This is a genomic window from Janthinobacterium leeuwenhoeki (assembly GCF_051380795.1).
In the GTDB taxonomy this organism is placed as follows: domain Bacteria; phylum Pseudomonadota; class Gammaproteobacteria; order Burkholderiales; family Burkholderiaceae_D; genus Janthinobacterium.
This window is the reverse complement of record NZ_JBNYXT010000017.1, coordinates 23,963-36,685: the sequence shown is the minus strand read 5'-3', so window position 1 is coordinate 36,685 and position 12,723 is coordinate 23,963. Positions and strand designations below refer to the sequence as shown.

Genomic DNA, 12,723 nt, shown 5'->3' with positions numbered 1-12,723 from the left:
ATGGCTGCTTTTAAAGAAACGAAGTTCCCGGCAGACACTCCCGTCGCCGAAAAAGCGCTGGGCTGGGTCGATGACCGCTTTCCCCTGACCAAACTGTGGAATGACCAATGGGGCAAGTACTACGCCCCGAAAAACTTCAATTTCTGGTACATCTTCGGCTCGCTGGCCATGCTGGTGCTGGTCTTGCAGATCGTCACCGGCATCTTCCTGACCATGCACTACAAACCGGATGCGGCCCTGGCCTTCAATTCCGTCGAGTACATCATGCGCGAAGTACCGTGGGGCTGGCTGGTGCGCTACATGCACTCGACAGGCGCCTCGGCCTTCTTCATCATCGTCTACCTGCACATGACGCGCGCCCTGCTGTACGGCTCGTACCGCAAGCCACGCGAACTGATCTGGCTGTTCGGTTTTGCCATCTTCCTGTGCCTGATGGCCGAAGCGTTCTTCGGCTACCTGCTGCCATGGGGCCAGATGTCATACTGGGGCGCACAAGTGATCGTCAACCTGTTTGGCGCCATCCCGCTGATCGGCCCTGACCTGTCGCTGTGGATCCGTGGCGACTACGTCGTCTCCGACGCGACCCTGAACCGCTTCTTCGCCTTCCACGTGATCGCCATCCCGCTGGTACTGCTGGGCTTGGTTGCAGCGCACTTGATCGCCCTGCATGAAGTCGGTTCGAGCAATCCGGACGGCATCGAAGTGAAAGAAAACCTGGGCGCCGATGGCCACCCGGTCGATTCGATTCCTTCGCATCCTTACTACACCGTGCATGACCTGTTCGGCGTGTCGATCTTCCTCGTCATTTTCAGCGCCGTCGTGTTCTTCGCGCCGGAAATGGGTGGATATTTCCTGGAATACAACAACTTCCTGCCAGGCGACTCGCTGAAAACCCCGCTGCACATCGCGCCAACCTGGTACTTCACGCCGTTCTACTCGGTGCTGCGTGCCACCACGGCCGACTTCATGTACGTGCTGATGGGTGTCGTGGCGGCCTACGTGGTGTTCATCTGGCTCAAGTCGCGCCTGTCAACGACCGTCAAGTCCATCATCGCCGGCATCGCCATCGTCGCCATCATCGGCATGCTGCCGCAGGTGCTGGATGCGAAATTCTGGGGCGTGGTGTTCTTCGGCGGTTCCGTCGTGATCCTGGCCTTCCTGCCATGGTTAGACCATTCGCCCGTGAAATCGATACGCTACCGTCCGACCTGGCACAAATACATCTATGCCATCTTCGGCCTGTCGTTCCTGATCCTCGGCTACCTCGGTACCCAGGCGCCAACGGATACGAAAACCATCGTGTCGCAAGTGTGCACCCTGATTTACTTCAGCTTCTTCCTGCTGATGCCATGGTGGAGTGCCATGGGCAAGTTCAAGACCGTGCCGTCGCGTGTGACGTTTCACCCGCACTAAGCCGCTCTCACGCCACGCTCAAAGGACATACATCATATGAAGATTGCAAAAAAACTGCTCGCCATCCTGGCACTCGTGCCCGCCATGGCTCTCGCCAGCGAAGGCACCTTTCCGCTGGACAAGGCGCCTGACCGCCAGACCAACATGGCAGCGCTACAACATGGCGCCAAATTGTTCGTCAATTATTGCTTGAATTGCCACGCTGCCGTGTCGATGCGCTACAACCGCCTGCGCGATCTGGGTTTGACGGAAGACCAGATCAAGCAGAATCTGTTGTTCTCCGGTGATAAAGTAGGCGACCTGATGACGACGGCCCTGGCACCGCAGGATGCCAAGGCCTTCTTTGGCGTCGTACCGCCGGATTTGTCAGTAATTTCGCGCGCGAAATCATCTTCCGCTGGCACAGGCGGCGACTACCTGTATACTTACCTGCGTACGTTCTATAAAGACGACACTCGGCCGACCGGCTGGAACAATATGGTCTTGCCGAATGTTGCCATGCCGCATGTATTATGGGAATTGCAAGGTGTCCAGACTGCCAAGTTCGTGGAAGAGAATGATCCACACGACGCTGGCAAGAAGATCCACAAATTTACCGGCTTCGAGCAGGTCAAGCCAGGTACGTTGAACAAGATCGAGTATGACAATGCGGTAGCCGACCTGGTCGGCTACATGGAGTGGATGGCCGAACCGGCACAGCAAACACGCAAGCGCCTGGGCGTGTGGGTGCTGCTGTTCCTGTCGGTCTTTGCTTTGCTGGCATGGCGCCTTAACGCGTCGTTCTGGAAGGAAGTCAAATAAGTGAGGCGCCGGCCATAGGCCGGTTTATGCCTGTTTCTGCGTTGTCCGCATGAGTGGACAAGCGACCTGGGGTGAGCCGTTCGCGGCTTCACCCCCTTTGTTTCTAAGGAACTATAAAAAATGATGGTTCTCTATTCGGGTACAACCTGCCCATTTTCGCAACGCTGCCGCCTGGTCCTGTTTGAAAAAGGCATGGACTTCGAAGTGCGCGACGTCGACCTGTTCAACAAACCGGAAGACATTTCGACCATGAACCCGTACGGCCAGGTGCCTATCCTGGTCGAGCGCGAACTGATCCTGTATGAATCGAACATCATCAACGAGTACATCGATGAGCGCTTCCCGCATCCGCAACTGATGCCGGCCGATCCGCTGATGCGTGCCCGCGCGCGCCTGATGCTGTTCAATTTCGAAAAAGAACTGTTCGTGCACGTGCACGTGCTGGAAAGCGAACGCGCCAAGAGCAACGACAAGGCCCACGACAAGGCACGCGCGGAAATCCGCGACCGCCTGACGACGCTGGCACCGCTGTTCCTGAAAAACAAGTACATGCTGGGCGACGAATTCTCGATGCTCGACGTGGCTGTCGCGCCGCTGCTGTGGCGCCTGGACCACTACGGCATCGAACTGTCGAAGACGGCCGCACCGCTGATGAAATACGCCGAACGCATCTTCTCGCGTCCTGCGTACATCGAAGCACTCACTCCTTCGGAAAAAGTGATGCGTCGTTAAGATATTCCCGGCAAGCCACGCTTGCCGGGGCATCTTGGGCCACGTGTTAAAGTCGTTTTTTGCGCGAGCCAAGTCTTTTGAACTACCGGTGCGCCCGCCTCATGCCTGACGGGGGGCGCTCCCGCCTCACAGTGCCTACCATGTCTGAAATCTCAACCAAACCTTATATGCTGCGCGCCATCTACGAATGGTGCACCGACAGCGGCTACACGCCTTATCTCGCGGTCAAAGTCGATTCGCGCACCACGGTACCGATGGCATACGTGAAAAAGGGCGAAATCGTGCTCAACATCAGCTTCGGCGCCACCAGCGGCCTGAAGATGGACAACGACGCCATCCGCTTCCACGCCCGCTTTGGCGGCGTCTCGCGCGAAATCTACGTACCGGTCGACAACGTGATGGCCATCTACGCCAACGAAAACGGCCAGGGCATGGCCTTCGAGCCGGTGCTGGGCAACGATGATCCCGACGCGCAACCGACGGACAGCCCGGCCTCAGCCGACGTCCCGCCACCCGTGCTCACCCCCGCCGCCAGCACCCCGACCCTGTCATCCGTGCCGACCAGCTCCCCCGAACAACGCGACAGCGCCACGCCCGGCGACGACGAGCCACCAAAAAAAGGTGGCCGCCCGACCCTGACACGCATTAAATAGCGTATAATTCGCAACGCGCAGTTTTTGCCGACTTAGCTCATTTGGTAGAGCAGTTGATTTGTAATCATCAGGTGGCCAGTTCGAAACCGGCAGTCGGCACCAATAAATTCAAGCACTTAGCCCAATCCTCAGGATTGGGCTTTTTGCTTTCTGGACGCCATGTAAGCGCTGTGTAACCCGGCTTGATCAATCAAGCCGGAAGGGCCAGCGGCCTGTCGCACCATGCATGGGCGATCAAAGAGCCAAAACGGGCCTCATCGAATAAATGGGATGCGCAGGTGCGACGCCCTACTCTCAAGCACCAAGAACGCGCCGGATACATGCGCGGTCGCTGGTTATGGAAGTGGATCACCGAACATCGGCAGCTTGGGTCATCAACTCGTCGGAGCACCCGGTATTAAGACCGATGAGTTCAGGAGTCAGCGCTTACACAAAAGACTGTTGGCATAGTTGCAGTGCCTGGCTGCCGGCCTTTTGTCTCAGTGCCAGGAGTAAGCCCGGATGAGCAATTCTCTCTGAAAGATCAGGAGAATCCTGTTGAGCGCACCTAAGAGCAATGACCGCAAAAGTAGTTCAACAATGGCCTTGAAATCTGACCAAGCTACTGTTTGCAGATTTGCGCTAATCGGAGTCTGCGCAATATGCCATTCGTAAAATCCGATGGCGTTCTTGCATGCTGCGTTTAGGACAGTCATGGCACATTTCCCCATCAGCGCGACGAAAATGTTGGCAGCAGGACTTTCTGCATAAGGCAAGGCGTGGTTCTTGCTCTCCCATTTTTACTTCTATCACTGCAGCAGCGCTGGGCAGTCGCAGCGCCTCAAGCCATTGTTGGCTCCAGTATTTTATGTCGTTATTGGGTATCGTCTTTCGATGTTGCTGGGCATGTAGCAGTGCCGACGTTACGCAATCGGCCTCCAGCATCTTGGCTAGCTTTTCTGATAGCTTGATGTGCTTGCGTAATGCGATATAAAGCGAATCGCGCAGTACAACGATGTTTGTTGCTGCAGTCTTAATCAAGCTCTCGGTTTTTGCTGTATGCAGCGTTTGCTGTGGAAGAGAAAATCCAGCAACATAGCCAGGGTGCAACGTTTGCTTCATTCCGCTCAGACTCGGTACACAGTGCGCTAAATGTGTGCTGAGCACGCAAAGATATACCGGCTGCCATATCAACAGGTTCCAGCAACGACACGACCAGTAATGCGGGCCTGCTTCCGGGTAGTTACTTTGCAAAAATTGATACAGATGTTGTACTGCCGATGCAGGCTCATGATCGACATCAATTGTTATGGGATGGGGTTGCCCAAGGTGACCGGCGATCTTACCGTCCAGGCCAGGCAGAACCTGGCTGATCATGGCGAATAATTCCTGCAGTGACATGAAGCCTCATGAAAGCATGACAGCGTTGAAAAAGCCGCAGAGCAGGGTACATAGCTTGCGTTATGCACCCTGATGTTTGCGCTGATCTGCCTGATCAGAAGCGTCTGCGCAGCGTAGCGTTGATATTGCGCGGCTTGCCAACCTGGTATTGGTCGTATTGGCCTAGTTGCGAGTAGTAAGTCTTGTCGAACACGTTTTCCACATTCACCGTGAGCGACAGCTGCTTGTCAAACTCGTAGCGCGCCATCAGATTCCATAGTGCGTAAGAGCCTTCTTCCAGCTTGACCTTGCTGCGATCAGGTCGATTGACGATGTTGCTGTTCTGACTTTGCCAGTTGGCGCCGCCGCCTAAGGTCAGCTGATTCCATGCGCCTGGGAGCTGGTAGCTGCTGAAAAGCTTGAATTGACGGCGTGGCAGGGAGGTACTGAGTGCCTGCCCTTTATCGTCATGGCTGGAAAACACCGTGTAGCCAGCAGTCAGGTTCCAGCCCTTGGCTAACTGGCCGGAAATTTCTGTTTCGAAACCGCGTGTCTTACCACTGCCGACACTTTGATAGACCTGTACGCGTCCCGGCAGATACTGTCCAGGTACAGCTTGCGCTATGTTTTGGCGATCAATATCAAACACGGCGGCAGAGACATTGACTGCATTGTCCAGCAGGGCTGCTTTGACGCCGATCTCCCGATTCTGTCCGATTTCCGGAACCAGTGCCTTTGCGTTGGCATCGAGCACGGTTTGCGGTGTGAAGATGTCCGTATAACTGGCATACACCGAGGTGGTATCGGTGACGGCATAATTGATACCACCATAGAAGGAGAACTCGTTGTAGTCAGCATCGCTACGCGTACCAAAGTTGTTAGTCTTGTTTTGGTAGTTGGTGTAGCGTCCGCCAAGAATGAGCGATAGCGGGTCGGTCAGCGACAGCTGCGTGACAGCGTAGAGTGCCTGCTGTTTGTTGCGGCCATCGGAACCGGTCGTGCTGGTCGAACTCCATGCAGGCTCGGCTATGCCGTAGCCTGGAGTGAGGAAATTACCCAGTGGTGGCAGTGCTGCGCTGGGGTAGTAATACGGGGTATTAAAGTTTTGCTCGTTGAGATTCAAGCCCACATTGAGCTTGTGCTGGCGGCCCAATAATTGGTAATTTCCACTCAAGCGCAGGTCGCTAGCGTGTTGAATGCGTGTCGCTTCAATCTTACTGAAGGCACCACTGTTTAAACCCAAATTGGTTTGCGCATTCGGTGTGCCGTAGACGTAGGCATTATTCATCTCCAGTTGGTTGTGACCATAGGCAAAGCTGGCTAGCAGTTGCCAATTTTCGTTGAGCGTATGTCTGAGGCTGGCAAATGCATTGAACGCAGTGGTGCCTGATTTAGACCAGGGCTGCGCAGTGGAGGCCGAGCGCGGATAATTGGTTCTGCTGCCATCACTATAGAACAGCGGTAAGCCACCCGATATCGTGCCGTGAGTGCGATTTTTTTGATAATCCATACCGACTGTGAGGAGCGTATCGCTGCTCAGGTCAGTTTCGATCACGCCATAGAGAACGTCGCGCTGTTGTCGGTAACGGTCGAGGAAAGACTTGTTCTCCTGATGCGCGCCGACAAGGCGCCCACGCACACTGCCGCTGGCATTGATAGGGCCGGCAACATCGACTTCGCTGCGCCAGGCATTCCACGAACCCAGCCCCAGCAAGGCACTCCCCTGGAAATCGGCAGTCGGTTTTTTACGAATCAGATTGACCGAGGCAGAGGGATTGCCGGGGCCAGTGGTCAGGCCAGTAGCGCCGCGCACGACTTCCACACGGTCGTACAGCGCGGTGTCCATCGCATTATCGCCGTAGTTAAAACGGGTATCGTAGAAGGTGGGGACGCCATCGTACAAAATGTTAGTAATGCTCATGCCGCGTGAAAACAGACTGAAACGGTCTGCCTCGTATTGTTTGGCACTCAAGCCCGTCGTGGCATTGATGACATCAATCACGCGTTCGAGCCGTTGGTCTTGCAAGCGTTGGTAAGTGATCACACTGACCGATTGCGGTGTATCTCGCAGGGACAGATCAAGACCAGTTGCACTGGAGGCTCTGGGCGCGGTGTAGGACTGCGAATCTTCAGTCGTCGTTGAGGATGCACGTTTGGCCGTGACGGTAATCTGGCTTAGCATGGCCGGATCGGACCTCGTTTCGGCGCGAGCGACAGCTAGTTCTGTCAGGCTGGTGCTAGCCAATAATAAACCGATGACTTTGCGTGTTTTAGCGTGCTTCATTAATTTGACTCTCTTTCTTGATCAGGTAGTGGATGGTTGCGATTGTTCGTATCTGCTCACTGACTCAAGCCTTATTGCGTAGGCGGAACTGGTGTAACGGGTTGTCGAGCATGCCGGCAAATTTCAGATTTTTTTCTCTGTCATCCAGATCTATCATTTGCTGGTTGTTATTGAGTTGCAGACGATTCAGGCAGGTACGCACAAAGTTGGGCTTGAACAGATCAAATTGACGATACTTAGCAGCAAACTGAGGGTGACTGCTTTGGTAGTTCATCACACAGCTTGCTACCGCTTGCCAGAATTGTGTTTCCGGTAAATTTGCTTGCCTGTCGAGCAGGGGTGCCAGGTAGCGGAAGAAGCAGTCAAAAATATCCAGAAAGATGTAATTGATCTTCATATCGTCTTCGATCTTCACTGAGATACGCTCCACGCCGGGTGGCAGTTGGCGATCACTGTTAAGCAGGCCAATCTCCTCGGCGATGTCCTTCATGAAGACAAATTGTGGAACGGCGTTTTCCAGAACCATAATCAGGTTTTCACCGTGCGGCATGAATACAAGGTCATAGGCAAAGAAGGCATGCAGAAGCGGTGTCAGATACGTATCCAGATAGCGCTGCAGCCAGTCGCGGGCATCAAGACCAGAGCGTTTGACCAGTGCCGCAGCCAGCGAGTGGCCCTCATTATCGACATGCAGTAGCGAGGCCATCGTCATCAATTGCTGTCCTGCGCGCAGTTGAGTAACAGGACTCTCGCGCCAAAGGGCTGACAGCATTTTTTTGTACGGCGTATCTTTTTCTACCGCCGCCTCAATATAGCGATTGTGATATCCAATGGAAGCGACCTCACGCAGTACTGTGAAGCGTTTTTCTTTGAAGACACTATCGGCAGCCACCAGTTCTGTGAGCCACTCATTAATTTGCGGCGTGGCGCTCATGTAGTAAGGGGACAGACCGCGCATGAAGCCCATATTCAAAATAGATAGAGAAGTTTTGACGTAGCGACGCTGCGGCTTGGATATATTGAAGAAGGTACGGATAGATTGCTGGGCAAGATATTGGTCTTCGCTACTACCCAGATAGACGATATGCGCGTTCGCGATATCGGCAGCGAAGCAGGTCGAGATTTTTTCGCGCCACTGCCAGGGATGTACTGGCATGAAGTAGTAGTCGCCGATCTGGCAGTCGGCATCAGCAAGTCTGGATTTGAAGGATGCCAGCGTGGCTTCGGACAGCTCCGAGGCCAGCAAAGTGGCATAGTCCAGTTCGCGCACGCTGGAAAATCTGGCATGTGTTTTTGCCACGGCGATCCACTCCAGTTCCAGCGGAGTAGCACTCTCTGGCGCATAGCGTAAAAAATCCTGGCTGTCGAAGCCAATGCGGCCATTGTTGGCGATAAAAACCGGATGGCCTTCACTCATGCCAGTTTCTACCTGCTGATAAGATGCCTGCACCAGCTCTGCCGAGCTCAGTGTCTGTTTTATCTGCTTGAAGGCTTTGCTGTTAAGTGTGGCGCTGATTTCATCGAGATAAATCGGCAGTTGTTGTGTACTGATACCCAGCCGGTCTTTTAACTCAATAATCAATGTGAGTGCATCGAGCGCAACTTCCGTATCGTGTTGAAATTTGCGAATGGACTGCGGCACGATATCCAAATGATCGAGCTCGTAACGCTGCGCAGTAAACATGTAACTGATCTCTTGAGTGCTGATATCTACGCGGTAGGTATTGGTCTCTTTTTGCGGTAACACCTCCAGCAGTTTTTCATGCGCAAACTCACTCAGTATTTTGCGTACCAGGTGACGATTTGCCTGTGCCCAGTTAGCACTGTTGAGATGGCTGAGTGGCTGTTGCAGAGTGGGAATGCTGATATCCATTGATGAAGTCCTCTGTGTCATGTTTGAAGGGTGATACAAGTGCAAGCAGGCGGTGGCAAAATCGGCGCGACTGCAAAAGGCTAGGCTGGCTAGTTTGTTGCCAAGCTGGATGTCTCCTTGATAGACAAAACCTGCTTTGCGATTGAGCGCATGGATTTTCTGGTTCTGCACATCGGGCTCGACCACGATGCGTTGAATAGAAGGCTGCTGAAACAGGAACTCCAGGATCAGTTCCAGCAGGGTCTGAGTGAAGCCGTGCACAGGTTTTTCTGCCGGGCCGACAAAAAAATGCATGCCCCGGTCGCCAGCTTGTACCGGATAGTGTTGTCCTAGCTCGTCCTGTGCCGGAGCGTAGCTTTCCATCAAAAAACTCAGCTCGTCTTTGACGATGCCAACGTAAGCATTGGCGTGTCCGCTCGTTTGCAACTGGCGATAAAAGCTGTGGACCTGATCCAGACTTTGCCCTTGCATACCCCAAAAACGTGCATAGTCGAGGTTGAACCAACGATGCAGCACCGGTATGTCTTGCGCTTGCAGCAGGCGTATCTGCAGAGACCCCAGGCGGGCGTGCTGCTTTTCAAAAAGAATGCTTGGTTTCATGCAGTCACCGCCTTCTTAGAGGAGACCTCACATAGCAAGGGGTAACTCAGCACAGACAGGACAAAGCCTATAGCGGCCAGCAAGAAAGGTGCAGATAGTCCCTGACTTGCCACCAGTGAGCCGGCAGTAAATGACGATCCAATCACGCCGAGGTTTTGAAACAGATTAATCAGGCTATAGTCTCTGGCGTAGTCGTCTGGCCTACTTCGCTGGAATAGCAGTACGTCCAGATGGACGGTGACCTGAAACATTGCCCAGCCGAACAGGCAGCGTCCCAGCACGATAGCGACAGGCTGCGGCCAGGCTTGTAACAGCAGCCCCAGCGCCCCCAGAATGAGGCAGGGAACCGGGCGATTGAGGAGGAAGTGGCTGCGGCTGGCAGCATGATTGCTCCACAGTGCCAGCAGTGCCATGCCAGCTGGAATGGCAAACGCCAGACCCGATACCGTTGTGTTATCAATGCCAGAGGCCAGTTGCCAGTGCTCTGCAAAGAAAGGGCGAACCAGATAGGCGCTGAAATAGAACAGCATCATCGCTATTCCCAACAGATACAGGGGACGGCGACCGCGAAAGCTCGCACCATGGCCCATCACATGCGCCTCGCCGGGTTGTTGCGTGACCTTGCCGCTGCAGAGCAGGTAGATGCAGATCAGCGTCTGGATGGCATCACCGGCTGCCATGAACAAGAACACGTCTTCAACTGACCAGCGATCCAGGACAACACCCCCGATGATGGCGCCGAAGATGCCACCAAAGTGGATCACGATGGAAAGCAGGCTAGCCATGAAGACATGTCGCTCTGGCTTTTGCAGGCGCATCATGAAGGGATAAATCAAGAGATAGCTGCCTTTGAAAGCAATCATGCACAGCGAGACCAGCCAAAACATCGCAAGTGACTCAATGTGCATGCAGTACAAACACAGCAGGCCGGCTGCGATCTGAGTGATCACCAGCAATTTAATGACCGCCAGTTTGCGTGCGACTCTTGCCCAGACGGGCAGCGCCAGGATCACGGTGGCACTCATTGCCGCCAGATATGCGCCGACATGCTCGGGGCTTTCCATCCCAAAGCGTTGCGCAAAGAACTGGGGGTAAAACGGAATGAGCATGGTGTCGCTGATGACAGCGACGACCGTCATCGATAGTAAGAAAAAGGCTGTATTCATGCAGCTTTAGCCTCTTCTGGGATGACTTCGCTACCCAGCGGCAGTACAAATTCCTGAAAAGCAATGCGCTGCTCAATGGCGTAATGTTCGACACCGGTGATTTCGCGCAGGATAGTGGCATTGCGATAACAGGCCATTCCCAGATCGGGCGTACTCAGACCATGGCTGTATAAGCCTACGTTCTGGACAAATACTTCGCTGGCGGCATCATCGACACTGTAATTACGCGCTACGTCTAATCTTTTTTTCTCATCCCAGCGCAGACGCGATCGGATAGGCGACAGAAACTCAGGTAGCTGGTAGTGATAACCGGTCGCCAGTACGAGTGCTTCGCTTTGCTGTTGGTAGTCCTGACCGGATTCAGTCTGACGCAGCACCATGTCGTAACGATCCCTTACTTCGTCGTAATGGCAAAAACGCAGGTCGGCGTTGGTGAGCAAACGTGTGGGTATATCGCCGTTCAGTCGTTTGTTGTAGAGCAGATCAAAAATGTCGTTGATCAATCTGAGATTGATGCCTTTATACAGGCCGTGCTGTTGCCGGATCAGTTTGTCACGTTTAGTGGCGGGAAGAGCGTGGAAGTAATCGATGTAATCAGGCGAGGTCATTTCCAGCGTCAGCTTGCTGTATTCCAGCGGATAGAAACGTGGCGAGCGCGTCAGCCAATCGAGCTGATAACCGCATCGGTCAATATCTTGCAGCAGGTCATAGTAAATTTCTGCTGCACTTTGACCACTGCCAATAATGGTGATGGAGCGCCTGCGTTGCAGGCTAGCTTTGTCACGCAGATAACTGGCAGCATGTCGTGCACGCACACCTAAGTGGCGGCAGCATTCTGGAATAAACGGGCTGGTGCCGGTGCCAAGCACCAGCTTGCGCGCACGGTAGGTGCAAATCTGGCCACTACGAAGGTCGCGGCTATGCACCAGGTATAGCGCTTCTGCTGCATCGTACTCCACACGTTCTACGCGGTTTCCTAAGCGGACATTAGACAGCTGTGCAAGTGCCCACTGACAGTAAGCGTTGTACTCATTACGCATCAGGAAAAAGCTTTCCTTGATATAGAAAGAGTAGAGCCGACCCTGCGTTTTAGCGTAATTGAGAAAACTGAAAGGGCTGGTGGGGTCGGCCAGCGTGACCAGGTCCGCCATGAATGGTGTTTGCAAGGTGGCGTTAGGCAGCATCATGCCCGCGTGCCATTCAAATTGCGCCACCTGATCCAGAAATAGTGCGTTGACGTCGGTTAAGGGCTCGGTGAGGCAAGCCAGACTGAGATTGAATGGGCCTAGACCAATGGCGATGAAATCATAAGTTTTCAGCTGCATGAGACTTTTTCTCCAGGATGATTGAGGCAAAAGTTCAATGAGGTAAAGCCCCAATTTTTATTGGCATAAAAAATTCATTACCTCCTTGTGCGAGGTGACTGAATTGAACGAGTCGAACGTGCTGGGCAGGTTGCAGACCGATGGCTTGAGGTCAGGCAAGTACTGCGTTATACGAGTGCGCGTGACCTGAAAATCCTGGGGGATGGTTTTGGCGGGGAAAGCAAACCGTTGCCTGTGGATCGTCGCAGGTTGTTGCCGTCTGGGTGGGGGTCGAGGACCTTCCTGGAGTAGCTCTGTTGTAGCTTTGATTGTCACAAGAAGAATGGCTGTCTATAAGACTGGCGCTATTTCTGTCTGATTTTTCATGTGACAAGCTCTACAATAATTCAAATACAAATGATAATCAATATCATTTCGCATAAAATACAATTCTGCTGCGATCAAATTCGACAGTTGCCGGTAGTTGTCAGGAGTGAGCTCTTTGCAGATACGACGACAAACCGACTTGATCAATCAG

9 protein-coding genes and 1 tRNA gene are annotated in these 12,723 nt (G+C 53.6%); 5 read left to right on the top strand and 5 right to left on the bottom strand.

Features of this window, described 5'->3' with window-relative positions; translation table 11 throughout:
* The 5 genes from ACQ4WS_RS14895 to ACQ4WS_RS14875 all read left to right on the top strand — a co-directional run bounded on the left by ACQ4WS_RS14895 (position 1) and on the right by ACQ4WS_RS14875 (position 3,701).
* Positions 1 to 1,413 (top strand): cytochrome b, encoded by a 1,413-nt coding sequence (locus ACQ4WS_RS14895; RefSeq protein ID WP_436477435.1) that lies wholly within the window; start codon positions 1 to 3, stop codon positions 1,411 to 1,413.
* A gap of 36 nt (positions 1,414 to 1,449) precedes the next feature.
* Positions 1,450 to 2,214, top strand: a complete 765-nt coding sequence (locus tag ACQ4WS_RS14890) for a cytochrome c1 (protein WP_436477433.1) — start codon at positions 1,450 to 1,452, stop codon at positions 2,212 to 2,214.
* A 120-nt stretch (positions 2,215 to 2,334) separates the two neighbouring features.
* Positions 2,335 to 2,946, top strand: a complete 612-nt coding sequence (locus tag ACQ4WS_RS14885) for a glutathione S-transferase N-terminal domain-containing protein (RefSeq protein ID WP_010394154.1) — start codon at positions 2,335 to 2,337, stop codon at positions 2,944 to 2,946.
* Positions 2,947 to 3,086: 140 nt separating this feature from the next.
* A complete protein-coding gene (locus ACQ4WS_RS14880) occupies positions 3,087 to 3,599 on the top strand; it encodes a ClpXP protease specificity-enhancing factor (RefSeq protein ID WP_436477431.1) in 513 nt (170 codons plus the stop codon).
* Between the two features lie 26 nt (positions 3,600 to 3,625).
* Positions 3,626 to 3,701: transfer RNA gene (locus ACQ4WS_RS14875), tRNA-Thr, on the top strand.
* 519 nt (positions 3,702 to 4,220) lie between these two features.
* Here the strand turns inward: ACQ4WS_RS14875 and ACQ4WS_RS14870 are convergent.
* From ACQ4WS_RS14870 to ACQ4WS_RS14850, 5 genes are all read right to left on the bottom strand, one after another.
* The gene (locus ACQ4WS_RS14870; protein WP_436477429.1) at positions 4,221 to 4,979 is read right to left on the bottom strand and encodes a siderophore ferric iron reductase; all 759 of its coding nucleotides are present in this window, start codon (positions 4,977 to 4,979) and stop codon (positions 4,221 to 4,223) included.
* Between the two features lie 94 nt (positions 4,980 to 5,073).
* Entirely contained in the window at positions 5,074 to 7,242 is a 2,169-nt protein-coding gene (locus ACQ4WS_RS14865) for a TonB-dependent siderophore receptor (RefSeq protein ID WP_436477427.1), read from the bottom strand.
* A gap of 64 nt (positions 7,243 to 7,306) precedes the next feature.
* Entirely contained in the window at positions 7,307 to 9,715 is a 2,409-nt protein-coding gene (locus ACQ4WS_RS14860) for a GNAT family N-acetyltransferase (protein ID WP_436477425.1), read from the bottom strand.
* A complete protein-coding gene (locus ACQ4WS_RS14855; RefSeq protein ID WP_436477423.1) occupies positions 9,712 to 10,881 on the bottom strand; it encodes an MFS transporter in 1,170 nt (389 codons plus the stop codon). The genes ACQ4WS_RS14860 and ACQ4WS_RS14855 overlap by 4 nt, the downstream gene beginning before the upstream one ends.
* Complete coding sequence (locus tag ACQ4WS_RS14850) at positions 10,878 to 12,206, bottom strand: lysine N(6)-hydroxylase/L-ornithine N(5)-oxygenase family protein (RefSeq protein WP_436477421.1); 1,329 nt, start codon at positions 12,204 to 12,206, stop codon at positions 10,878 to 10,880. The genes ACQ4WS_RS14855 and ACQ4WS_RS14850 overlap by 4 nt, the downstream gene beginning before the upstream one ends.
* Between the last annotated feature and the right edge of the window lie 517 nt (positions 12,207 to 12,723).

What these genes read in the sequence shown, in the direction of transcription:
- ACQ4WS_RS14865 (WP_436477427.1), bottom strand. Translation starts at nt 7,242, where the DNA reads ATGAAGCACGCTAAAACACGCAAAGTCATCGGTTTATTATTGGCTAGC.
- ACQ4WS_RS14885 (WP_010394154.1), top strand. Translation starts at nt 2,335, where the DNA reads ATGATGGTTCTCTATTCGGGTACAACCTGCCCATTTTCGCAACGCTGC.
- ACQ4WS_RS14890 (WP_436477433.1), top strand. Translation starts at nt 1,450, where the DNA reads ATGAAGATTGCAAAAAAACTGCTCGCCATCCTGGCACTCGTGCCCGCC.
- ACQ4WS_RS14860 (WP_436477425.1), bottom strand. Translation starts at nt 9,715, where the DNA reads ATGAAACCAAGCATTCTTTTTGAAAAGCAGCACGCCCGCCTGGGGTCT.
- ACQ4WS_RS14895 (WP_436477435.1), top strand. Translation starts at nt 1, where the DNA reads ATGGCTGCTTTTAAAGAAACGAAGTTCCCGGCAGACACTCCCGTCGCC.
- ACQ4WS_RS14855 (WP_436477423.1), bottom strand. Translation starts at nt 10,881, where the DNA reads ATGAATACAGCCTTTTTCTTACTATCGATGACGGTCGTCGCTGTCATC.
- ACQ4WS_RS14850 (WP_436477421.1), bottom strand. Translation starts at nt 12,206, where the DNA reads ATGCAGCTGAAAACTTATGATTTCATCGCCATTGGTCTAGGCCCATTC.
- ACQ4WS_RS14870 (WP_436477429.1), bottom strand. Translation starts at nt 4,979, where the DNA reads ATGTCACTGCAGGAATTATTCGCCATGATCAGCCAGGTTCTGCCTGGC.
- ACQ4WS_RS14880 (WP_436477431.1), top strand. Translation starts at nt 3,087, where the DNA reads ATGTCTGAAATCTCAACCAAACCTTATATGCTGCGCGCCATCTACGAA.